Raw genomic sequence first — 22,519 nt, forward strand, 5'->3', positions numbered from 1 at the left:
GATCAGAAAAAGCCTTGTGCAATGGAAATGGTATCGCCGGGGGCAATCGTGGTGCTTCGCGTAACGTTATCGGTCACGGTCGCGCCACCATCGCCGCGCAAGATGGTCACTCGCTTCATCGAGGCGCGCTCGGTCAGGCCGCCGCCCAGCGCGATGGCTTTCTCCAGTGTCAGTCCGGGCACGAACGGGTAGCTGCCGGGCTTTTTCACTTCGCCATTGATGTAGAACGAGCGGTATTCGATCTGGCTGAGACTGACTTTCGGGTCGATCAGATAACCCTGCTTGAGCCCGTCGACGATGATTTTCTCGACCTGGCCGGGAGTCAGTCCCTTGGCGGAAATCTCGCCCAGGAACGGATAGGAAAAGGTGCCGGCGTCACTGAGCCGGATCTTTTTCATGCTTAATTCCGGCTCACCGAAAACGATGATTCGTAACACGTCGCCGGCAGCCAGTTTGTATTGCGTGTCGGGATCTGCCGCGTAGGTATGAGGTATGAGAAACAACGCGAACAAAATAAAAACCAAGCGAGCGTTCATGTCGAAACCCTCTTAAAGGCTGACGTTGAAGCTGATCTGGAACACGTTGCGGGTGAAGCTTTCATCGTCGGCATCGGAATCGTTGTCGCGATATCGATAACCCAGTTCGATATCCAGCCAACGGCGCATGGCGTACACCACGGCCAGGTTGTAGTCCTGAAGATTGTCGGTACGGCTTTGGCCTTCGTAGACATAGCGGCCGTAACCGGCCTGTGCCACGGTAGTAATCCGTTCAGTCCAGCCGTGACGCCAGCCGACCTGGGTGAAGGTCGACTTCACGGCATCAGCGCCGTCGTCACCCTCGGCAAGGGCCTGGCGAGCGACGAAGGTGAATGTCGAATAGGTCCGCGGTTTCCATTGCAGATCGACTTGCCAGGTCGGGTTGTCGAGGTCTTTGGATTCGCTGTTGTCGAAGTTCTTTTTCTCGTAACCGACGCGGACTTTACCCGTCGTGCGTGCCGTGAAATCCCATACGGCACCGGCCATGACGGCGTCGGATTTACTGCTGCGCGGGCTGTTGGCCTGCTGGTAATCAAAGTCGGTGTGGTTATATTCCACCAGACCCCGGGTGTTGCTGCCGATGCGGTGATACCAGGTGCTGGTGAGGGCCGTGGTATTGCGTTCCTTGTCGTCGTTGATGCCATCAGCGTTGTCGTAGCGCAGTTGGGCGTAACTGGCCCCGAGATCGATTTGATTGTCAGCGCTTTTCGCCCCGAAGGTGTAGAGCCCCCCCACGCGTTTGTTGTTGAGCTTGTCGTTGATGCCTTCGACCGCCGTCGATTCAGTGCGCTCCCATTTCCGGTACTCGGCATCAAGCTTCAGGCGATGCCGGTCGGTAAACTCCATGATGCTGTCCGCTCGCACGCGTTGTGCCGTGTTCGAGGCATCCGACTCATCGTGATAAATGTAGCGAGTAGGTTGCCAGATCAGCCGGGTGGCGCTGTTGCGATCCTCGGCCTTGAGCTCGAAAGAGGGCGCCAACTTGGTGACCATGGAGGACTGCTTGCTGTTTTCCAACTCGCGAAAGTTGTCGTCATAACTTTCTGAAAACAGGAAGGATGGCGTGAAGTCGAATCCGTAAACATCAATGGCTTGCGGATTGATGCTCCAGGCCATTTCCGGATAGAGGCAGGCCATCATCAGTGCGACAGGGCATCGTGACTTTAAAGCCATGTTAGAGCTCCTGAGCAAAGGCATGTAAGGCAAAGTCGTTAGTTATAGGTGTGAAAACCGGCTTGTTGACGTTCAATCACGCTGAGTGGCAAACAGACAGGCTGCTCACGGTTAAGAAACTGCAGAAGGATCATGACGCGGTCGGTACCGTGCAACCCCAGGAACACGCCTTCCAGTGGCGCGAGCGGACCGCTGACGATCTGCAGGTTTTCTCCGGGTTTCAGCGCTTCGTCCGGCTCCGACAACGTTGATTCAAGGCAACGTGCACGCAGATGCTCGATGACGTGCTCCGCCACTGTCGCGGGACCATGATTGAATTCGACAAAGCGACTGACCCCTCGAGTGGAACGCAAGGGTGCCCAGTTGTCGTCACGACTGAGTTGGATGAACAAGTACCCGGGGAAGAGGGATTCCTGGACTCGCTGTCGTTTCCCGCGAATGACGCGCTCACTGACGAGTTGGGGGTGAAAGACCACGTAGTTCTGTTGAAGCAGGTTGAGGTGGGCACGCTCATCCTGACGTGGCTTGCATTGTAAAAGGTACCAATTAGGTTGGTCCGAGCTGATGACTGGCATGCTTGTAAACTCTTTGATGATCGAAAGTTTATGGCAGGCAGAAGCTCTAACGAAGGCTAAGTAATGGCAGGCTGTGAAAGTGCATTTCTTATTGTTGGGGGGAGTGAAGTGTTTCAATCATGAATCACAAGTGTTTCATTGGTGTACATCGCGCGGTGAAGTTGTGCCCTGTTATGCGGCGTCTTCGGGTCATTGTCGGCTTAACTTTTTAGAAGACAAAGCTACCGCACGGTCTGTTCGTCGCAGCCTTAAGGTTAGGTAACTAAGTAGTTGCCCCTGAAGCGACAGGGCGCGAGTAAGTGATTGCTCGCGCCCTGTAAAAAATCAACCTTGGTAGTTATCGGCCAGACTTTGCGGTCTGTCAAACGTTACCAGTCAAAAAACACGCCATCCATCCAGTAATGAATTTGCCAGTATTCAAGCTGTTGTTTTTAAATGGTATTTCCTTTTGTCTGAATGGTAGAAACTTTTTTTGCTTACCACGGTCGAGGCTGTGATTTAGATCAGAAACTATCCCCAATATTGGGTGTTGTTATAAAGGCTGGACTCAATAAGTCGACCGAGGCTATAACTAATCGCCTGTCGGCTTAAATGGAGCAGGGATTATGACCGTTCTTGTTACAGGTGCTGCGGGCTTCATCGGGTATCACACGGTCAAACGACTGAGCCTCCAAGGACAGGAAGTTGTCGGTATCGACAACCTCAATGATTACTACAGTGTGGATCTCAAACAGGCACGGCTTGAACAGTTGAGCGGTCTGCGGGGTTTCAACTTTGAAACACTGGATATTGTCGACAAGCCTGCCTTGATGGCGTTGTTCAAAACGCATGATTTCACCGAGGTTGTGCATCTGGCTGCTCAGGCAGGTGTTCGCTATTCACTCGACAACCCGGATGCCTATGCGCAATCGAACCTGGTGGGGTTTCTCAATGTACTGGAAGCCTGCCGACACCATCCGCCCGCGCATCTGATCTACGCCTCCAGCAGTTCGGTATACGGAGCCAACAGCAAATTGCCATACAGCGTCGACGATGCGGTCGAGCATCCTGTGTCCCTGTATGCCGCCACCAAGCGTGCCAATGAACTGCTTGCCGACAGCTACTGCCATCTTTACGGTTTGAAGGCCAGCGGCCTGCGTTTTTTCACCGTTTACGGGCCTTGGGGCAGGCCGGATATGGCGCTGTTCAAGTTTACCGAGGCCATTCTTCAAGGGCGGCCGATCGATATCTACAACCAGGGTCAGATGGCGCGGGACTTCACTTACGTCGATGACATTGTCGAAAGCATCGTCCGGCTGTGCCCAAAGCCTCCAGAACCGGACAAGGAGGCGCAGGGCGTCAACCGGATTTTCAACCTGGGGCGCGGCAAACCGGTAGCGTTACTGGATTTCGTCGACTGCCTCGAGCAGGCATTGGGCATCAAGGCCCAACGCAACTTGTTACCGATGCAGGCCGGCGATGTCATCAAGACCTGGGCTGATGTTTCAGCACTGGCGCAATGGATCGGGTTATCTCCCCAGGTGGAAGTTGAAGAGGGCGTGGCGCAGTTTGTGAGTTGGTATCGCCAGTATTATCGGATTTGAGCACCGGCTCGTGCTCTCGGTCCGATGGCGTCCGGTCATGAGCCGAATCCTGCCCTGTTATTGCGCATGATCGAGAAATTCAACGCCGCAGCGACACACAGCCAGGCCAGATAGGGAAACAGGATCAACCCGGTGATCACATCCAGGCGCAAGGCCAGGACTACCATCGCCGCGACGACCAGCCACAGCAGCACGAGAATGACCATCGCCGCAACGATCCGCTGCGCACCGAAAAACACCGGCGTCCACAGCGTGTTCAGGGCAATCTGCGCCGCCCACAACGCCAGGACCATTTCGCTGCCGGGAATCATCGTCAAACGGTAGCCAACCCAGGCCAGCAGCAGATAGATCGTCGTCCAGGCCACCGGAAACACCCAGTTGGGTGGCGTGAATTTCGGTTTGTTGAGCTGCGCGTACCATTGGCCGGGCTTGAAGACCATGCCGGTGGTTGCGGCTGCACCGCAGGCGATCAGGAAAATCAGGAAAGTCACCATTTATCACTCCTTGGCCGCAGCCAGTCTGCTTGGGTTGCTATTTGGCTCTCGATGACATCAGGTCAATCACCCGCGCCACCAGCGTGTCGACTGCGAAGGGCTTGGTCAGCACCTGCATGCCGGGGCCGAGTTGGCCGGCGCCGATCACTGCGTTTTCTGCGTATCCGGTAATGAAAAGTGTCGTCAGGTTCGGCCGGATCTCCCGGCCGGCGTCGGCCAGTTGCCGGCCGTTCATGCCACCCGGCAGGCCGACGTCGGTGATCAGCAAGTCAATATGCACGTTCGATTGCAACACCTTAAGCCCGGCAACGCTGTCGCCTGCTTCGAGCAGGTTGTAGCCGAGATCGCCAAGCACTTCGGTCAACAAGGCGCGCACGGTCGGTTCATCGTCCACCACCAGAATGGTCTCGTTGGCCTTGGGGGCTACGGCCGGTGCGATGTGCTGGTCATCGGGACTTTGCACGGGTTCGCCACAGTGACGCGGCAGGTAGATGCACATCGTGGTGCCCCGGTCGACTTGCGAGTGCACGCGCACCTGGCCGCCGGACTGCTTGGCGAATCCGTAGATCATCGACAGCCCGAGCCCCGTGCCCTGGCCCAGCGGCTTGGTGGTAAAGAACGGGTCGAAGGCCTTGGCGATGACATCCGCCGACATGCCGGTGCCGGTATCGCTGACGCACAGACACACATACTCTCCGCCGGGAATCTCCAGCGTGCTGGCGGTTTCGGCATCCATGGTGCGATTGGCGGTCTCGATGGTGATGCGTCCGCCATCGGGCATCGCATCGCGGGCGTTGATGCACAGGTTGAGCAATGCGTTTTCCAGCTGACTGGCATCCACCAGTGTCGGCCAGAGCTGCGGCGAGCCAATGGTTTCCAGAAGAATGCTCGGGCCCACGGTGCGCTGGATCAGTTCGGTCATGCCGGTCATCAGCATGTTGACGTCGGTGGGCCGCGGATCGAGGGTCTGGCGTCTGGAGAACGCCAGCAGGCGGTGGGTGAGGGCGGCGGCACGCTTGACCGCGCCCTGTGCGGTGACCATGTATTTGTCGACTTCGCTCAACCGGCCCTGACTGATCCGCGTCCCCATCAATTCCAGCGCGCCGGAAACGCCGGCCAGCAAATTGTTGAAGTCATGAGCGAGGCCCCCCGTCAGTTGGCCGACCGCTTCCATCTTCTGCGACTGACGCAGTTTTTCCTCCGCTTGCATCAACTCGGCGGTGCGCGCTGACACCCGCTGTTCCAGTGTGTCGTTGAGCGCACGCAAGGCGGCGATAGCCCCGTCGCGCTCTGCCTCGACGGTGCGGCGTTCCTCGACGTCAATCAGTACGCCAGGGAAGCGCAGTGGTTTGTTGTCATCGGCCCACTCAACGCGGCCGTTGGCTTCGATCCACTGGTACCTGCCGTCCGCGCGGCGCACACGGTACTGATGGGAATAGGCGCCACCGCGGCCAATGGCTTCGTCGATCGCCGTGGTCAGCCCGTCCCGGTCGTCGGGGTGCACGCTGGTGATCACCTGTTCGAGGCTGAGGCCTTCGCGCCCCAGACTCGGGGCGAGGTTGAACACCTGAGCGAAGCCTTCGTCGATGGCAAAACGATCGGTCAGCAGATCCCAATGCCAGGTGCCGATAATCGCGCCGGCGGCGAGGGCCAGTTGCACACGTTCGACGTTCTCCCGGGCAATCGCCTCACTGGCGCGCAAGCGCTCCTCGGCGTCGCGCCGTTCGGTGACGTCGTTGAACAGGATCGCGATCTGCCGGTCGGCCGGATCGCCGACCCGCACGGCGCGCACATCGAACCAGCGTTCAAAGGTATTGGCGTAATTCTCGAAGTTCGCCGGTTCCCCGGTCTTGGCCACGTGGCCGTAGGTTTCGAACCAGAAGCGTTCCAGATTGGGCGCGAATTCGGTCACCCATTTGCCGCGCAGGTTGACCCCGCACTGGCGCTCGAACGCCGGGTTGGCCTCGACGAAGTAATAGTCGACAGGCTCGTCGTTGGCGTCGAATTTGACTTTGACGATGGCAAACGCCGATTCGATGGTTTCCAGAATCGTGCTGAAGCGTTCCTCACTGCGGGCGAGCGCAGCTCTGCTGGCCTGCAGTTGGGCCGCCACATTTTGCTCAGTGTCGACTTCATTGCTCAGCAGCGCGGCGCGTAATCGCTTTACCTCGGACTCAAGTGCTTCGCGATCAAGGTGTTTGAGGGTATCCATTTCACCTGCTTTGTCAGGTTTTTCAGGGGCCGGATTCATGGGGCGGACAGGCCGGACTGGGGCAGTGGTCATCTCGAAGCGGTCTGGCTGGATGGTTGTTCATTCGTTGACCGGTGGCGTCGTCGGTAAGTTTCACGGATGGCTCCGCGCGGACGCTGATTTCAGATCGACTCCCCGTTATCCAGGCGGGCCAGCAGCATCTGGCCGCGTTGCCAAAGTGCCTCTTGCTTGGCCTGAGGCATGCGGTCGAGGTTCTTGTACATCATGGCCATGCGCTGATTGCCGCGCAGCAGCTCGCCGTGGCGCATCAGGAAATGCCAGTAGAGTGAATTGAACGGGCAGGCATTGTCCGCCGTGCTTTCGCTGACCTTGTACGCGCAACCGCGGCAGTAATCAGACATGCGATTGATGTACTGGCCGCTGGCGCAATAGGGTTTGGAACCGAGATAACCGCCATCGGCGTGCATGACCATGCCCAGCGTGTTGGGCAGCTCGACCCAGTCGAAGGCGTCCATGTAGATCGCCAGATACCACTCGCAGATTTGGCTCGGTGCGATGCCGGCGAGCAGGGCGAAGTTGCCGGTGACCATCAGCCGCTGAATGTGATGCGCGTAGGCGTGCTGCAAGCTTTGACCGATGGCGTGGCGCATGCAGTTCATTTGCGTGTCGCCGGTCCAGTAGAACTCGGGCAGAGGCCGAGTGTTGCCGAACGAGTTGCCCAGCGCGTAATCAGGCATTTTCAGCCAGTACACGCCCCGCACGTATTCACGCCAGCCAATCAGTTGCCGAATGAAACCTTCGGCGGCATTGAGCGCAACACTGCCGGACCAGTACGCCGACTCCACGTCGCTGCACAGCTGGCGCAGATCCAGCAGTCCGATGTTGAGCGCGGCACTGATGCGCGCATGAAACAGGAACGGCTCATCACTGGCCATGGCGTCCTGGTAATCGCCAAACCCGGCCAGACCGTAATCGAGAAAGTACGCCCAAAGAGCCTGCGCATCGGCATGGGTGACGGGATAGTTGAAGTCATCGAGCGCGCCGTAGTGCTGGCTGAAGCGCGCTTTGACCAGTGCCAATACTTCGGCGGTGATGGCGTCATTACTGAAGCGTGCCGGGTAGGGGGCTTTGACGTTTTTGGGCAGGGCCTTGCGATTGTCGGCATCGAAATTCCACGCGCCACCCACCGGCGAGCCATCGCCATTGAGCAACAACCGGCTCTTGCGGCGCATCTCCCGGTAGAAAAACTCCATGCGCAGCTGTTTCTTGCCCTCGGCCCAGGCGGCGAACTCTTCGCGACTGCACAGAAAACGCGTATCGGCGTGCCAGTGAATCGGCAAGCCGCATTCCTTCATCGAGTGCTCCAGCCGCCAGTCGCCACACTCGGTGACGTGCACTTCCTCGGCCTGCAACAGCGCTTGCCAGCGATGCAATTCACCCGGCACCGAACCGCTGTTTTCCGGATCATCCAGCCTGACGTATTCAACGCGTACACCCTGGTCTTGCAGCGACTGGGCGAAATGGCGCATGGCACTGAAGACCAGGGCAATCTTCTGTGGATGGTGGGGCACGTGGCTGGCTTCTTCCATGACCTCAACCAGCAACACCGTGTCGCGCTCGGCATCGAGTGCTTGTAAGGAAGCCAGGTCGAACGACAACTGGTCGCCCAGTACCAGGCACAAGCGGCGGGTAACGTTCATTCAATCAAACTCTGGGTTGTGCGGTTCATTGGCTTGCTTCGGTGCCCTGGCGGCGAAAGAACAAAGTCACCTGACCGACTTCCACCCCGAACTTGGACATGCTGGTGCGGTTGATCAATGTGTCCTCGTCCATCAGGTACATCCAGTCGTCCATGCTCACTTCATAGGTCGAATCGTCGACCGCCAGGTTCAGGCGATAAACCCAGTGCACGGCGTTCCCGGCAACCTGGCCCTGGGCAGCGCCGATCACATCGCCGGCGCGACCGCTCCAGCGTCCCTGGCCCTCGGGCGTCAATGTCCAGACGCGGTGCTGGCGGGTGCCGTCGCTGTACAGGAAGCGCTCGTCGAGAATCAGGTTGTTGCCTTCGCGACGGCTGACGATCGTGACTTCAAAACGCTTGGTCACTTCGCCGCCGGGCTTCTGGAATATCCCCCAGGCTTTGACGGGCTGGCTGAAAAAGCGCTCCAGGCTCAGCGCCGGTTGTTGATCGGCATAACGCGTGACGTCCACGTTGCTGCAGCTTGCGAGGTTGAGCATCAGTGCCAGTAACAGCAGTAATCGAGTCATTGCCTTGCTCCCTGATCGCGGGTGTTGAGGGAGAACGTTCGAAGCATTTTCTTGTACGCAGTGAGGGGCGCGTACAGGGTTATGGGCGTCTCCATTAAGGTAATCTCGCGACGGAGTCTCGCGTGGGAGCGTATCCGTAGTAAAAGAAATTGTACGCAGCTAATGAGTTTGTATAGGTTTTAATCAAGATAGGCGGAAAAATGCCAGCTGACAATGAAGCGGCATTTTTTCGTGCAGAGAGGAAGACTCACTTCACAGCGTGAAGCTTTTCTTGAGTAGAGGGGGAGAGAGGCGAATATTGATCATTGCGCTGCCTGGTGCCATTGCCTGCACGCAGAAAAAGGCCCGGATTCATCCGGGCCAGTCATGCACGTCAGCGTGAATCCGCCTTGCTGACAACCTCGGCGGATGATCTTTTCCGGCGTCTCTGAAGCCAGCTATGGAACGCATGTACGGGATGGAGGATGGCGGTCAGTACGCCAATCAGCAGGATGATGAAGAGGATGATCAGCGGGAGGCTTTCGTGCGAGAACATGGTGGGTTACTCCTGTAGTCACTATGTCGTAACCCGCAGACTAGACGCATCGAAGCCTGTTTTCGATGAATGAATGTTCATCCTTGAACGCTGCTGGTGTGCTACGGCGAATCTTCCGGGTGCATTGTCAGAATGATTTTCCCGACATTCCTTGAAGACTCCATTCGCCGGTGACTTACGCCAGTCGCACGGTGCCGGCATTGAATGCCGCGCATCCCTGGCTGCGCGGCGAGATATTGTTTCGATACTCACGAAGCGACCGCGAGATGAACGGCGTTTTTACACAGCAAACGTAGTCCCGCGAGTATTCACAAAAAGCGAGTAGATCGAGTGACTACTTGCCATGAACAGCCTGTTTCCTTCGCGCCCCCCGAAGCACAGGTTCGGGCAGCGCTCTGGCAGCGAAATATGGCCGATGGCCTTGCCCTGTGGATTGAAAACACGCACGCCGTCGAGTTTTTCCAGATCGGCCCTGGGATCTCCATTGCCGCCCCAGCCGCACCACAGGTTGCCCGCTTCGTCGCACTTGATACCGTCGATTGCCGCGTAGTCCAGCCCCTCGATGTGCTTGCGGCGCTCGCCCAGTGTGCCGTCTTCCTTCACGGCAATGGCCCAGATCAAGCGATTGGGTTTGGCGCGACCTTCGACGACATACAGGGTTTTTTCGTCGGGACTGAAGCACAGGCCATTAGGGCCGTTAAGGTCGTCGATCACCCGAGTGACCTTTCTGCTCTCGCCGTCAATGCGGTAAACGGCGTGGGGTTGGCTCGGGGTGATTTTGTGGCCTTCGTAGTTGTTGCCGGTCTGGAATGGCGGGTCGGTAAACCAGATCGATCCGTCACTTTTGCAGACGATGTCGTTGGGCGAGTTGAAGGGCTTGCCCTCAAAGCTGTCGGCCAGCACGGTGATCGTGCCGTTGTATTCGGTGCGTGTGACGCGGCGGCCTTCGCTGGTGGTGGTAGAGCCTTCGCAGACGATAAGACGCCCTTGGCGATCCCGGCACATCCCGTTGGAGAAGTTCGAGTGTTCACGGTACACGGTGAAGGTCTCGGTGATTTCGTCCCAACGCATGATGCGATTATTGGGGATGTCGCTGACCAGCAAATAGCGGCCGTCACCGACCCAGACCGGTCCTTCGGCCCAGCGCATGCCGGTGGCGAGTTTTTCAACGCTGGCGTTGAAAATACGCAGGTCGAGGAAGCTGTCGTCGAGGATATGAATCAGTGGATCCGGGTAGCGTTGACTCAATGGTTCGGCAGCTTCAGAGAGACTGGGCAGCAAGGCGCTGCCGGTGGCGAGCGTGGCGGAAACAGCGAGGGACTTCTTCAGGAAGCTGCGGCGTGTATTGCCTTTTACCTGTTCGAGGTTGTCAGGCTTGGCGGACAGGGATGAGTCCATGTAGCGATCTCCGTGGTTTTATTTTTTTTTTGGAGACGCAGTAATAGCCTGTGATAGGACATCGTACAAGTGAATTATTATCCAGCTCTGGTCGAGCTTGGAGATGAAGGCCTTCGCTCCATAGTGGTGGAATCCATATAGCCTAAGCGAAGCTTTTTATGCATAAAACGAAGTTCATATTAATTTTATAGTGCGTTTTAATCTAAACAGGCTTTTCCTGATTGGAGCATTCGCACTTGAAGATCCCGACACATTTGACACTTGGCCTGGCGCTCGCCGTCAGCTGCGCTGCAGCATTCGCGGGGCCCACTCTTGATCGCGTGACGCAAAAAGGTGAACTCACCGGTGTCCTGATGGAGAGTTACCCGCCATTCTCTTTTCTCAATGACCAGAACCAGCTCGACGGCTTCGATGTGGATGTCGCTAAAGCTGTGGCCGAACGTCTTGGGGTCAAGCTGAAACTTGAAACGCCTTCCTGGGACGTGATTGCCGCCGGGCACTGGAACGGTCGATACGACATCTGCGTGTGCTCGATGACACCGAGCAAGGCGCGGGCCGAAGTGTTCGACTTTCCCGTGGAGTATTACCAGTCACCGGCGGTGATCGTGGTCAATGCGAAGGACAAGGACATCGCCACTGGCAAAGATTTGTCCGGCAAAAAAGTCGGTGTGATCAGTGCGTCGACCTATGAGGCCTATCTGAACAAGGATCTGGTCATTGAAGGCGCCGAAGACAAACCGTTGAGCTATCCGTTCGACAATGTCCAGATCGCGCCTTACGACAACGAAACCGTCGCCTTCCAGGACCTCGCACTGGGGACCGGCGTGCGTCTGGACGCCATGGTCACCAACCTGATCACCGCGCGTGAACGCATCGCTCAGGATCCGCGCTTCAAGATTGCCGGAGAGCCACTGTATGCCGAACCGAACGTCGTGGCGGTCGAAAAAGGCGATCCGCAATGGAATGCGAAAGTCACCGAGGTCATCGCACAACTCAAGACTGACGGCACGCTGAGCAAAATATCCCGCAAGTGGATCGGTTCTGATATCAGCCAATGACAGCCATCAACCCGCATCCGGCCAAAGCGGCTGTCAGCCCGCAAAAGCAGCCGCCACTGACACGTCAGCTGTTCGGTTTTCGCACGCGCCTGTATCTGACGTGGGCGGCTCTGTCGGGTCTGGGCGTGTGGTTTTTCATGCGCTTCGATCTGAAGTTTTCGATCATTCTGGAAAAGTGGCCAAACCTGGTCGGCCTGCATCTGGGGCCGAACGGATTCTTGCAGGGCGCCGCGCTGACGATATTCCTGTGTTTCTGCTCAATCTGGTTTTCTTTATTGCTGGGCTTTGTCACCGCGTTGGCCAGGCTGTCGAGCAGCGCCGTGGCGTTTGGTATCGCCAGCTTCTACGCCTCGTTCTTTCGCGGCACGCCGTTGTTGATCCAGATCCTGTTGATCTATCTGGGGCTGCCGCAGCTGGGCGTGGTGCCAGGTGCAATCAGCGCCGGGATCATCGCGCTGTCGCTCAACTACGGGGCTTATCTCAGTGAGATTTTTCGTGCGGGCATTCTCGCGGTTGCCCCTGGTCAGCGCGAAGCAGCCGCCGCACTGGGTCTGAGACCGGCCGCGACGTTCATCCATATCATCCTGCCGCAAGCCATGCGCACGATCATTCCGCCGACCACCAGCCAGTTCATTTCGATGCTCAAGGACTCGTCCCTGATTTCGGTCATGGGGGTTTGGGAAGTGATGTTTCTGGCGCAGTCGTACGGGCGTTCGTCCTACCGTTACATTGAAATGCTGACCACCGCAGCCGCCATCTATTGGCTGTTATCCATCGGTCTCGAACTGATCCAGCATCGCCTCGAACGCCATTACGGCAGAGGCTTCAAGCATCAGCGCTGAGCCATTCCGTTGAATGATTTCTTGCAGGAACCACGATGTCCGATCCTAAACCTCTGCTGTTTGCACTCTATGAACAAGCCAGCGTCGGCTGCGGCGGTGCGCCGAGCCTCTGGACGCACCCGGCTGACGAACGCCTGGCGATCAACTCGCTGGGCTACTGGTCCAACCTGGCGCGGATTGCCGATCAGGCGCACCTCGATATGCTGTTCTTTGGTGATGTGCTGGGCTTTTACGATGTGCTGGGTGGCAACGCCGATGCGGCGGTGAAATGGGCGGTGGAAGCGCCGGCCAACGATCCGTTGATGATCATTCCGGCGTTGGCGGCCGTGACGGAAAACCTGGCGTTTGGTGTCACGGTGACCACCAGTTATGAGCACCCGTTTACCCACGCCCGGCGCTTCAGCACGCTTGATCACCTCACCAATGGGCGAGTGGGCTGGAACATCGTCACCTCTTACCTGTCCAGCGCCGCCCGCAATTTCGGGCTGGAGCAAATGATCAAGCATGACGATCGCTATGAGCGCGCCGAAGAGTTTCTCGATGTGGTGTACAAACTTTGGGAAGGCAGTTGGGCCGACGACGCCGTGGTTGCCGACAAGGCCCGCCAGCTGTATGCCAGAGGCGACCGGGTGCGACCGATCAATCACGAGGGTGCGCACTATCGCGTGGCCGGGCCGCATCTGACCGCACCGTCCCCGCAGCGCACACCGTTGCTGATTCAGGCGGGCTGGTCGGGACGCGGTCGAGAGTTCGCCGCCAAGCACGCGGAGCTGATCTTCATCGCCAAATCCAACCCGCAGGAAATCCGTCAGGGCCTGGAAGACATCTGGGCCCAGGCTGAGGCGCGGGGGCGTCAACGTGAAGACGTGAAATCGTTGACGGTATTGCGCATCGTCACGGCGAAAACCGAAATCGAAGCCCAGCGCAAATACGACGAGTTGCAAAGCAACTATCACTTGCAGGCACAACTGGTCAGTTACGCCGGCGACACCGGTATCGACATCAGCCGCTACGCCGACAGCGATGCGCTATCGACGCACACCGAAGGCCTGACCTCTTACGTGATGCGCCCCGATGGCAGTGGTCAGCCGCTGACGGCGGGTGACGTGAAAAAGCGCTTCGCCAGCGTCACCCGTGGCAGCGACCTGATTCTCGTCGGTACACCGCAGCAAGTCGCCGACCGCATCGAAGAACACGCGCGAATTTCCGGCACCACCGGCTACATGCTCAACCCGTTGATCAGCCCAGGCAGCCTTGAGGACTTTGTCGAACTGGTTATTCCCGAACTGCAAAAGCGTGGGCTGTATCGTACTCAGCCGCAGAGTGGCACTTTCCGTTCGCGGTTGCGGGCAGATCACTCCAGCCACCTGCCTGGCTCGGCTTATGGGGCTTCGTTCCGCTTCGACAAGGCGCTTTATGGCTGACGCTATTTGACCGCATACACTTTGCGTACATAGCGCGTGCTTTTCCAGGCGCACGGCGCACCCCGCGCAACAAACACGCTGTCACCGGTATTGACGGTCACACTCAAACCCTCAGGCGTCTGCAACGTTACGCTGCCTTCGATCAGGTACATCAACTCATTGAGCTTGTGCGGGCGACCGTGACGTTCATAGGGCGTCGAGTCCCACACGCCGACACGCAGATCGGTCGTGGCATCTTCGAAGGCATTACCTGACCGGCATTGCGGTGTTGCACCGATCAGAATCTGTTGCTCCGGCGCGGCGGAGGGGGACAGGTGTGCCAGCGGGTCGAGCGGGGTCAGGCCGGGCGTTGCGGCTTTGGTGGCCATGGCGCAAAACGCCCACCGGGTGCCGGTCTGTGCTTCGATCCGCACGTCCGTGCCCCGGCCGATGACCGCGCTGGCGCCGACGGCCAGTTGCAGTGTCCGCTCCCGGGATTTCAACGTCACGTGCCCCGCATGAACCACGATCACCTCGGTGTGCGGGAAGTCCTTGATATCAAGGCTTTCGCCTGCTTCGACGATGCCTGCGGATATGCCGTCGCTCCCTGACCAGGCGATCTGACGTCCGCTCGAGAAGGGGTCTGCAGCGTTCAAGGATTGCTGCTTGAAAGGGGTGTCGACGCGACTGCCATCGGCACGAGCCAGCAGCATGATGCAAGGTTCGGACATACGGGTGACGCTCCAGGTATTGAGAGGATTTATTGAGGGGCGGCAAGCGCCAGCGCGATAGTCAGCCGATCGCTTGAGTGACCAGGGCAAACTGCCGAACGCCATTGTTTGCTTGCGGTGCTGCACCGCGAGACATTTGTGCCACGGTGTCGACCTTCTTCAGGCCGGCTGCTTCCAGCCAGTCGGAAAGGCCACAATCCGCTGGAATATCAATGCGCACAAAGGCATCCGGTATCCCGGCCAGCAATGTGGCGATCAGGTATTGGGCTTGCTCAAGGTTTTCGGCGATCAGCGGGCCGATGCAACGGCCGCGACCGAACGGGCGCAGCAGGGCGAAGGCGTGCAACTGACCGTCACGCACAATGCCCACCGATTGCTCGACGACAGAGAACAGATCGCTGAGCACCGCTCGCCGATCCAGTCCGCTCCCGGCATTGGCCAGTTCCAGCACCCGCGCATGATCCGACTCGCGCAGTGGGCGGCATTCTTCACCGTCTGCCAATGGCCCGGGCAAAGGGGCTTGCGCCTGGCCCTGGTGCTGCTGAATCCGGCCAAACTCAACAAAACCCTGACTGGCATACAGCGGTGCGCCGGCCACGGTTGCATTCAACATCGCCGTGCTCGACTGACAAGCCTGCAGCGCGTGGTCCATGAGCTTTCGCCCGATGCCCTGGCCCTGGTAATCGTCACTGACAATGACCAGGCCAATGGTCGTGAAATCACCTTGCGGACAGGCGAACGCAGTGCCGATCAAACGCTCTCCATCGAGTACGACAAAGCCCTTGCTGACCCGTTGCAGCATGGCCCAGTCGTCAAGTCGATGAGGCCACTTCAATTGCACGGACAGTGCATGAGCCTTGGGCAGGTCGTCGGCAGTCATCGGCCGATAGACGTAGGAAGGGAGCGGGGTGGACATGGCGATTCTCCGATCAAGAGTGTGCGCTGGCGCCGGGTTTTGCGGCGAGGTGAAGCCTGTATCCCATCTGGATGAAAGCCTGACAAGGGGGCAGGGAATATTCGGCAGATTCCGCGAAGCACGGTCCCGAAGACCACACTTACTACTTAATCCGGGCCTTGTGTCGGCAGCAAATGCTTGGGCCTTTTTACCCTATAAAAGGCTTGTACCAAGTCTCGTCGCTCAGGCGCAGGATGTCGGTTCAATCGCCTCAATTCAGAACCGGGCTGACAGGCGCCGCAGCAACTGATGCCAAGCCTGCGATGGGGCGCAGTTTCTGCGGGCAACGTCGCTGTCGGAAATCAAAAGCGCCAGATAAAGGCCCATAAGTGCGCATAAACAGGGGCTTTGCCCAAGGCTGGAGCGCACCGCAAAGTCTGCTGAGTGGAATGACCAAAACGGTGATTTGTATCGAACGGAGGTCGCTTTTAACGCCATCTGCTGATTTCACGGTGTTGTAATGACGGTGTGCTGCAGCGTTGCATCGCTACTGCGCAAACCAGGCAAATGCTTGTAGCGCCATTGACCTCAACGAACTTCAGGAACGCACTCAATGAGCTTTCTTCGCCCCAAATTCATTACCTTCGACTGCTACGGAACGCTGACCAATTTCCACATGGGCACAATGACCCGCGAACTCTTCGCCGATCGCGTTCCCGCTGAGCAGATGGATCAGTTCGTCAAGGATTTCTCGGCCTATCGCCTGGACCAGGTCATGGGCGACTGGATACCGTATGACGAGATTCTCAAGACCGCTCTGGCGCGTACCTGCAAGCGTTGGGGAATCGAATACCGCGACGAAGGCCAGCTGTATTACGACGCTGTTCCGACCTGGGGCCCGCACCCGGACGTACCGGCCGGCCTGTCGAAAATCGCCGACAAGATTCCCTTGGTGATTTTCTCCAACGCCAGCAACAGCCAGATCATGTCCAACGTCGAAAAACTCGGCGCACCTTTTCACAAAGTCTTCACGGCCGAACAGGCACAAGCCTACAAACCTCGTCTGGCGGCGTTCGAGTACATGCTCGACAACCTCAACTGCGGCCCGGAAGACATCTTGCATGTGTCCTCCAGCTTCCGTTACGACCTGATGCCGGCCCACGACATGAAGATCAAGAACAAGGCCTTCGTCGCCCGTGGTCACGAAGTACCGGGCAACGCCTTCTACAGCTACCACCAGATCCCGGACATCGGCGGTCTGGCCGGACTGGTCGGCCTGTAACGACATCCTCATTGGCAAAGGCGGGATTGAACATGGGCAGTGAATCCTACTGGCTCGACAGCGCACCGGCCTTCACCGGCGCACAGCTCGGCGGTTTGCCCGGGCAAGTCGATGTGGCCATCGTCGGTGGCGGTTTCACCGGTCTGGCGGCGGCCCGGGCCCTGGCGCTCAAGGGCGCCAGTGTGGTGGTGCTGGAAGCCGGGCGCGTGATCGGCGAGGCTTCGGGACGCAATGGCGGGCAGTGCAACACGGGGGTGGCGCAGGATTACGCCAGCCTCAGCGCCAGTCTCGGTGCCGACCGGGCGAAAGCCTATTACCAGGCTTACGAAAGTGCCGTGCAAAGCGTTGTGTCGCTGGTCGAGCAGGAGCAGATCGCCTGTGACCTGCTGCGCAACGGCAAGCTGAAACTGGCGGCAAAACCGCTGCACTACGAAGGCCTGGCCCGCACCTGCGAGCTGATCCGCAACGAAGTCGATGCCGATGTTGAATTGCTGTCGGCCGAACAGACCCGCACCGAAGTCAACTCTGCGCAGTTCCATGGCGGCCTGTTGCAGCGCAATGGCGTGCAGATGCACGTCGGGCGTTTCGGCATCGGTCTGGCAGAAGCGGCGGTGCGTCACGGCGCGCTGATCCATGAGGGTACCTCGGTGCTCGACTGGAAAGCGCGGGCCGGCGGTTATCAGGTCAACACCAGCAAGGGTTCGCTGCACGCCGGGCAGGTTCTGCTGGCGACCGGTGCCTGTCAGCACGGTGGTCTGGGCTGGTATCGGCGGAGAATCGTGCCGGTGGGCAGTTTCGTGATTGCCACCGAGGTCCTGCCACGGGCGTTGATCGATCAGTTGCTGCCGGGGCGCCGCGCTTATGTCACCAGCCGAATGATCGGTAACTACTTCCGCCTGACCCCGGATAACCGTTTGCTGTTTGGCGGGCGCGCGCGGTTTGCCATGTCCGACAGTGTCAACGATGCAAAGAGCGGCAAGGTGCTGCAGGCGGCGATGGTCCAGATGTTCCCGCAACTGGCCGGCGTCAGGATCGATTACTGCTGGGGCGGCCTGGTAGACATGACCTCCGACCGTTTGCCGCGAGCCGGCCAGCACGGCGGCGTGTTCCACTCGATGGGTTACAGCGGCCACGGCGTGCAGATGTCGGTGCACATGGGGCAGGTGATGGCCGATGTGATGGCCGGTAATGCCGAGGCCAACCCCTGGCGTGAACTCGACTGGCCGGCGATCCCCGGGCATTTCGGCAAGCCGTGGTTCCTGCCTTTCGTGGGCGCCTACTACCGCTTTCAGGACTATTTGCATTGAGCTGATGTTGTGGCTTTACCGTCGTTTGCGTTTCCAGGACGTTCCGGCCAACCGGAACACTTGAGCCTTCTTAATTTCGACAGGTAGCACTGAAATGACTGATCACAAGAACGACTCACCATTGATCTCAGGCGAAGCAAGCCTGCGGGTATTCGAAGGCCTCAATCGCGGCATGTCACGCCGTCACGCGTTACAAATGCTCGGTGTGGCCGGCGTAGCGGCTGCCGGCGCCGGCAGCCTGTTCGGTGCCGCGGGCAAGCTGTTGGCCGACGATACGGCGACGCCGGGCAAAGGCAAGCCGGGTGGGCGGATACGTGTCGCCGGCATGTCCAGCTCCACCGCCGACACCCTCGATCCGGCCAAAGGCGCGCTGTCCACCGATTATGTGCGGCACTACATGTTCTACAACGGCCTGACCCGTTTCGACGCGCACCTGGTGCCGCAACTGGAGCTGGCCGAGCGCATCGACAACACCGACGCGACCCTGTGGACGATCACCCTGCGCAAGGACGTGACTTTCCACAACGGCAAAACCCTCAGCGCGGCCGACGTGGTGTTCTCGCTGTCACGACACAAGGATCCGCTGACCGGCTCCAAAGTCATGCCGCTGATGGAGCAGTTCGCCGAAATCAAGGCCACGGGGGCCAACGAAGTACAGATTCGCCTGACTGCACCGAACGCCGAATTGCCGTCGATTCTGGCCGTCTCGCATCTGCTGATCGTTCCCGAAGGCACCACCGACTTCAACCAGGGCATTGGCACCGGACCGTTCAAGGTCAAGGAGTTCAAACCGGGCGTACGTTCGGTGGCCGCACGCAACACCGGCTACTGGAAGCCTGGCCTGCCGTACCTCGACGAAATCGAATTCATTGCCATCGGCGACGAGCCGTCGCGGGTCAACGCGCTGCTGTCCGGCGACGTGCACATGATCAACGAGGTCAACCCGCGCTCCACCGACCGGATCAAGGCCAGCGCCAAACACCGGGTCGTTGATGCGCCGTCGGGCAACTACACTGATTTGATCATCCGTCAGGATCAACTGCCGGGTCAGAACGCCGATTTCACCCAGGCGATGAAGTACCTGCTCGATCGCGAACAGATCAAGTCGGCGGTGTTTCGCGGCTTTGCCGTGGTCGGCAACGATCATCCGATCGCGCCCGGCTCGCGCTACTACAACAGCGACCTGCCACAAACGGTCTACGACCCTGAAAAAGCCAAGTTCCTGCTGAAAAAAGCGGGCATGGAAAACATCAGCATGGAGCTGTTTGCGTCGCCTGCCGCAACGGGTTCCGTCGATATCGCAGTGTTGTTGCAGCAGTCGGCCAAACAGGCCGGGCTCAAACTCGACGTCAAGCGCCTGCCGAGCGACGGCTACTGGTCCAACCACTGGATGAAGCACCCGATCAGCTTCGGCAACATCAACCCACGTCCGAACGCCGACGTGATGTTCTCGCAGTTCTTCCAGTCGAAGGCGCCGTGGAACGAGTCCGGCTGGAAGAACGAGCAGTTCGATCAGTTGCTGATGCTCGCCCGCGGCGAAACCGACGATGCCAAGCGCGGCAAGATGTACGCGGACATGCAGACCCTGGTGCACGACCACTGTGGCATCGGCATACCGGTGTTCATCAGCAACATCGACGGCGTCGATCAACGGATCAAGGGCTACGGCAGCAACCCGCTCGGCGGCTTCATGGGTTACATGTTCGCCGAGCAGGTCTGGCTGGACGCTTGAACAGAGCCGTCGAAATGAACGGCAAGCCAGGTTGCAGGAGGGTAGGCGATGAATAGCAACACACTGTGGTTGATCGGACGGCGGCTGGGCGCCGCGATCGTGACTTTGTTGATCGTATCGATGGTCGTGTTTGCGATCACCGCGGTACTGCCTGGAGACGCGGCACAACAATCCCTTGGCCAGTTTGCCACCCCGGAACAGGTGGCAGCGCTGCGCCTGAAACTGGGGCTCGATCAGCCCGGTGTGGTGCGTTACCTGCACTGGTTGATGAGCCTGCTCAGTGGCGATATGGGCGTGTCGGTATCCAACGCGATGCCGGTTGTCGAGCTGATGGCCGGGCGCGTGCCCAACACCTTGATGCTGGCGGCCGCCACGGCGCTGGTGTCGGTGCCGGTGGCTCTGGTTCTCGGCGTCGGCTCGGCGATGGGCCGTGGCGGGCGGATCGACAGTGTCCTGAGTTTCACCACCCTGGCCATGGTTGCGGTGCCGGAGTTTCTGGTGGCGACCCTCGCGGTGCTGATCTTTGCGGTAAACCTGGGTTGGTTGTCGGCGCTGTCCTATGCCAGCGACATCACTTCACCGTGGCAATTCATGCGCACCTACGCATTGCCGGTGATGACGCTGTGCTGCGTGATCGTTGCGCAAATGGCGCGGATGACACGCGCGGCAGTGATCGACCAGCTCGATAGCCCCTACGTGGAAATGGCCCGGCTCAAAGGCGTCAGTCCGATGCGCATCGTGCTGCGTCACGCGTTGCCCAATGCCATCGGGCCGATCGCCAATGCGATTGCGCTGAGCCTGTCGTATCTGCTCGGCGGGGTGGTGATTGTCGAAACCATCTTCAACTATCCCGGCATCGCCAGCCTGATGGTCGATGCCGTGACCAACCGTGACATGGCACTGGTGCAGGCCTGCACCATGTTGTTCTGTACGGCTTATCTGGGTCTGGTGCTGATTGCCGACCTGTGCGCGATTCTGTCCAATCCGAGGCTGAGAAACCAATGAACAATCTCATTGTGAAATCGACGCCCGCAGCCCCCGATCTGTCAGCCGGCAAGGTGTCTCACGGACCCGTATGGCTGGGACTCATCGGTGCGGCCATCTGCGTTATCTGGTTGCTGGTTGCATTATTCGGCCCGTGGCTGGCGCCGCATCCGGTCGGCGAAGTGGTCTCGGGCAACGTGTTCGACAACATCAGCGCGGTGTACCCGTTCGGCACTGATTATCTGGGCCGCGACATGCTCAGCCGGGTGCTCGTCGGCGCGCGCTTCACCGTGGGCCTGGCGTTGATTGCGGCGGTGCTGGCCAGTGCGCTGGGCACCGGTTGTGCGCTGCTGTCGGTGGTGTCGCCGAAGTGGCTGGACGAAGTGATCAGCCGCTTGATGGACGCCTTTATCTCGATCCCGAGCAAGATGCTCGCGTTGATCATGGTTTCGGCGTTCGGCTCTTCAGTGACCCTGCTGATCAGCACGGCGGTGTTGAGCTTCGCCCCGGGCGCGTTCCGTATCGCCCGCAGCATGGCGGTGAACATCGAAGCGCTGGAGTATGTGCAGGTCGCCCGAACCCGTGGCGAGCGGCGTTTGTACATCGCCTGCGTGGAGATCCTGCCGAACATGCTCAACCCGGTGCTCACTGACCTGGGCTTGCGGTTTGGTTTCATCGTGTTGCTGCTCAGCGGCATGAGTTTTCTCGGGCTGGGCGTGCAACCGCCGGATGCCGACCTCGGTTCGCTGGTGCGGGAAAACATCGGCGGCCTCAATCAGGGCGCCCCGGCCATCGTCATCCCGGCGCTGGCCATCGGCACCCTGACCATCGGCGTGAATCTGTTTATCGACAGATTGTCGTCGCGACGTAGTCGCCGCACGGGAGGCCATTGAAATGACCCAATTGATTCGAGTTGAAGACCTGCGCGTGGTTGCTTGCGGCGAGCATGGAGAAACGGAGATCGTCAAAGGGGTGAGCTTTGCCCTGGAACAAGGTGAAGTGCTGGCGTTGATCGGCGAATCGGGCTCTGGCAAGACCACCATCGCCCTCGCTTTGTTGGGGTATGCCCGACGGGGCTGTCGGTTGTCCGGCGGCGTGGTACAGGTCGGCGAGCACGACATGCTCGCGCTCAGCGAGCAGCAATTGCAGGGCCTGCGCGGTAATCGGGTGTCGTATATCGCGCAGAGCGCTGCGGCGGCTTTCAACCCGGCAAAGAAGCTGATCGACCAAGTGGTGGAGGGCGCCTTGATTCACGGCCTCGGCACCCGCGCCACCCTTGAGGCCAAGGCCATTGAGCTGTTCCGCGATCTGGCCCTGCCAGACCCGGATCACATCGGTCAGCGTTACCCGCACCAGGTGTCCGGGGGGCAATTGCAGCGGGTGATGGCGGCAATGGCGCTGATCAGTGATCCGTTGCTGGTCATCCTCGACGAGCCGACCACGGCGCTCGATGTGACGACCCAGATCGACGTGTTGCGTGCGTTCAAGCGCGTGGTACGTGACCGTGGCGC

21 protein-coding genes are annotated in these 22,519 nt (G+C 59.1%); 10 read left to right on the plus strand and 11 right to left on the minus strand.

Translation table 11 applies throughout. The annotated features are described in order from the left end of the window. Positions 1-2: 2 nt before the first annotated feature. From K5E37_RS20035 to rfaH, 3 genes are read right to left on the minus strand one after another with little or no spacing between them, the layout of a single operon-like run. Positions 3-536 (minus strand): polysaccharide biosynthesis/export family protein, encoded by a 534-nt coding sequence (locus K5E37_RS20035; protein WP_221534946.1) that lies wholly within the window; start codon positions 534-536, stop codon positions 3-5. A 12-nt stretch (positions 537-548) separates the two neighbouring features. Further along, the gene (locus tag K5E37_RS20040) at positions 549-1,709 is read right to left on the minus strand and encodes an outer membrane beta-barrel protein (RefSeq protein ID WP_221534947.1); all 1,161 of its coding nucleotides are present in this window, start codon (positions 1,707-1,709) and stop codon (positions 549-551) included. 38 nt (positions 1,710-1,747) lie between these two features. Continuing rightward, complete coding sequence (rfaH, locus tag K5E37_RS20045; RefSeq protein ID WP_007951327.1) at positions 1,748-2,284, minus strand: transcription/translation regulatory transformer protein RfaH; 537 nt, start codon at positions 2,282-2,284, stop codon at positions 1,748-1,750. Between the two features lie 605 nt (positions 2,285-2,889). Here rfaH and K5E37_RS20050 point away from each other — a divergent pair. Beyond that, a complete protein-coding gene (locus tag K5E37_RS20050) occupies positions 2,890-3,867 on the plus strand; it encodes an NAD-dependent epimerase (RefSeq protein WP_221534948.1) in 978 nt (325 codons plus the stop codon). A 35-nt stretch (positions 3,868-3,902) separates the two neighbouring features. On the opposite strand, the gene tspO is transcribed toward K5E37_RS20050, so the two are convergent. From tspO to K5E37_RS20080, 6 genes are all read right to left on the minus strand, one after another. Next, positions 3,903-4,361, minus strand: coding sequence for a tryptophan-rich sensory protein TspO (gene tspO / locus K5E37_RS20055; protein WP_221534949.1), 459 nt, complete (start codon positions 4,359-4,361; stop codon positions 3,903-3,905). A 37-nt stretch (positions 4,362-4,398) separates the two neighbouring features. Beyond that, positions 4,399-6,573: a hybrid sensor histidine kinase/response regulator gene (locus tag K5E37_RS20060; protein ID WP_221534950.1), complete on the minus strand. Its 2,175-nt coding sequence runs from the start codon at positions 6,571-6,573 to the stop codon at positions 4,399-4,401. A 161-nt stretch (positions 6,574-6,734) separates the two neighbouring features. After that, on the minus strand, positions 6,735-8,273 hold the full coding sequence (locus K5E37_RS20065; protein ID WP_221534951.1) for a cryptochrome/photolyase family protein: 1,539 nt from the start codon (positions 8,271-8,273) through the stop codon (positions 6,735-6,737). A gap of 25 nt (positions 8,274-8,298) precedes the next feature. Beyond that, positions 8,299-8,841: a DUF3833 domain-containing protein gene (locus K5E37_RS20070; RefSeq protein ID WP_221534952.1), complete on the minus strand. Its 543-nt coding sequence runs from the start codon at positions 8,839-8,841 to the stop codon at positions 8,299-8,301. A 373-nt stretch (positions 8,842-9,214) separates the two neighbouring features. Continuing rightward, on the minus strand, positions 9,215-9,376 hold the full coding sequence (locus K5E37_RS20075) for a hypothetical protein (RefSeq protein ID WP_164872148.1): 162 nt from the start codon (positions 9,374-9,376) through the stop codon (positions 9,215-9,217). Positions 9,377-9,655: 279 nt separating this feature from the next. Beyond that, positions 9,656-10,774: an SMP-30/gluconolactonase/LRE family protein gene (locus tag K5E37_RS20080; RefSeq protein WP_221534953.1), complete on the minus strand. Its 1,119-nt coding sequence runs from the start codon at positions 10,772-10,774 to the stop codon at positions 9,656-9,658. Between the two features lie 236 nt (positions 10,775-11,010). Between K5E37_RS20080 and K5E37_RS20085 the strand changes: the two genes are divergently transcribed. The 3 genes from K5E37_RS20085 to K5E37_RS20095 are packed head-to-tail and all read left to right on the plus strand — an operon-like array spanning position 11,011 to position 14,098. Next, a complete protein-coding gene (locus tag K5E37_RS20085; RefSeq protein WP_085603569.1) occupies positions 11,011-11,832 on the plus strand; it encodes an ABC transporter substrate-binding protein in 822 nt (273 codons plus the stop codon). Continuing rightward, positions 11,829-12,674 carry an amino acid ABC transporter permease gene (locus K5E37_RS20090; protein WP_085603571.1) on the plus strand — a complete coding sequence of 282 codons (846 nt, stop codon included), beginning with the start codon at positions 11,829-11,831 and terminating at the stop codon, positions 12,672-12,674. The genes K5E37_RS20085 and K5E37_RS20090 overlap by 4 nt, the downstream gene beginning before the upstream one ends. Before the next feature lie 35 nt (positions 12,675-12,709). Continuing rightward, positions 12,710-14,098, plus strand: coding sequence for an LLM class flavin-dependent oxidoreductase (locus K5E37_RS20095; RefSeq protein ID WP_221534954.1), 1,389 nt, complete (start codon positions 12,710-12,712; stop codon positions 14,096-14,098). Positions 14,099-14,100: 2 nt separating this feature from the next. Here K5E37_RS20095 and K5E37_RS20100 read toward each other — a convergent pair whose 3' ends face one another. Together K5E37_RS20100 and K5E37_RS20105 are read right to left on the minus strand one after the other, a co-directional pair. Continuing rightward, a complete protein-coding gene (locus K5E37_RS20100) occupies positions 14,101-14,808 on the minus strand; it encodes a cupin domain-containing protein (RefSeq protein WP_221534955.1) in 708 nt (235 codons plus the stop codon). 61 nt (positions 14,809-14,869) lie between these two features. Next, positions 14,870-15,724, minus strand: coding sequence for a GNAT family N-acetyltransferase (locus K5E37_RS20105; protein WP_221534956.1), 855 nt, complete (start codon positions 15,722-15,724; stop codon positions 14,870-14,872). Between the two features lie 592 nt (positions 15,725-16,316). On the opposite strand from K5E37_RS20105, the gene K5E37_RS20110 reads away from it, so the two are divergent. The 6 genes from K5E37_RS20110 to K5E37_RS20135 form a co-directional block, all read left to right on the plus strand. Then, positions 16,317-16,985 (plus strand): haloacid dehalogenase type II, encoded by a 669-nt coding sequence (locus tag K5E37_RS20110; protein ID WP_221534957.1) that lies wholly within the window; start codon positions 16,317-16,319, stop codon positions 16,983-16,985. A gap of 32 nt (positions 16,986-17,017) precedes the next feature. Then, entirely contained in the window at positions 17,018-18,292 is a 1,275-nt protein-coding gene (locus K5E37_RS20115) for an FAD-binding oxidoreductase (RefSeq protein ID WP_085603587.1), read from the plus strand. Positions 18,293-18,386: 94 nt separating this feature from the next. Beyond that, positions 18,387-20,024, plus strand: coding sequence for an ABC transporter substrate-binding protein (locus K5E37_RS20120; protein WP_085745637.1), 1,638 nt, complete (start codon positions 18,387-18,389; stop codon positions 20,022-20,024). Between the two features lie 48 nt (positions 20,025-20,072). Then, positions 20,073-21,029 (plus strand): ABC transporter permease, encoded by a 957-nt coding sequence (locus K5E37_RS20125; protein ID WP_221534958.1) that lies wholly within the window; start codon positions 20,073-20,075, stop codon positions 21,027-21,029. Next, on the plus strand, positions 21,026-21,901 hold the full coding sequence (locus K5E37_RS20130) for an ABC transporter permease (RefSeq protein ID WP_085603597.1): 876 nt from the start codon (positions 21,026-21,028) through the stop codon (positions 21,899-21,901). The genes K5E37_RS20125 and K5E37_RS20130 overlap by 4 nt, the downstream gene beginning before the upstream one ends. Before the next feature lies 1 nt (position 21,902). Further along, positions 21,903-22,519 (plus strand): ATP-binding cassette domain-containing protein (locus K5E37_RS20135; protein WP_221534959.1); only part of this gene is annotated, 617 nt, incomplete at its 3' end.

It is taken from the genome of Pseudomonas sp. RIT778 (assembly GCF_019718735.1).
GTDB classification, from domain to species: Bacteria; Pseudomonadota; Gammaproteobacteria; order Pseudomonadales; family Pseudomonadaceae; genus Aquipseudomonas; species Aquipseudomonas aphyarum.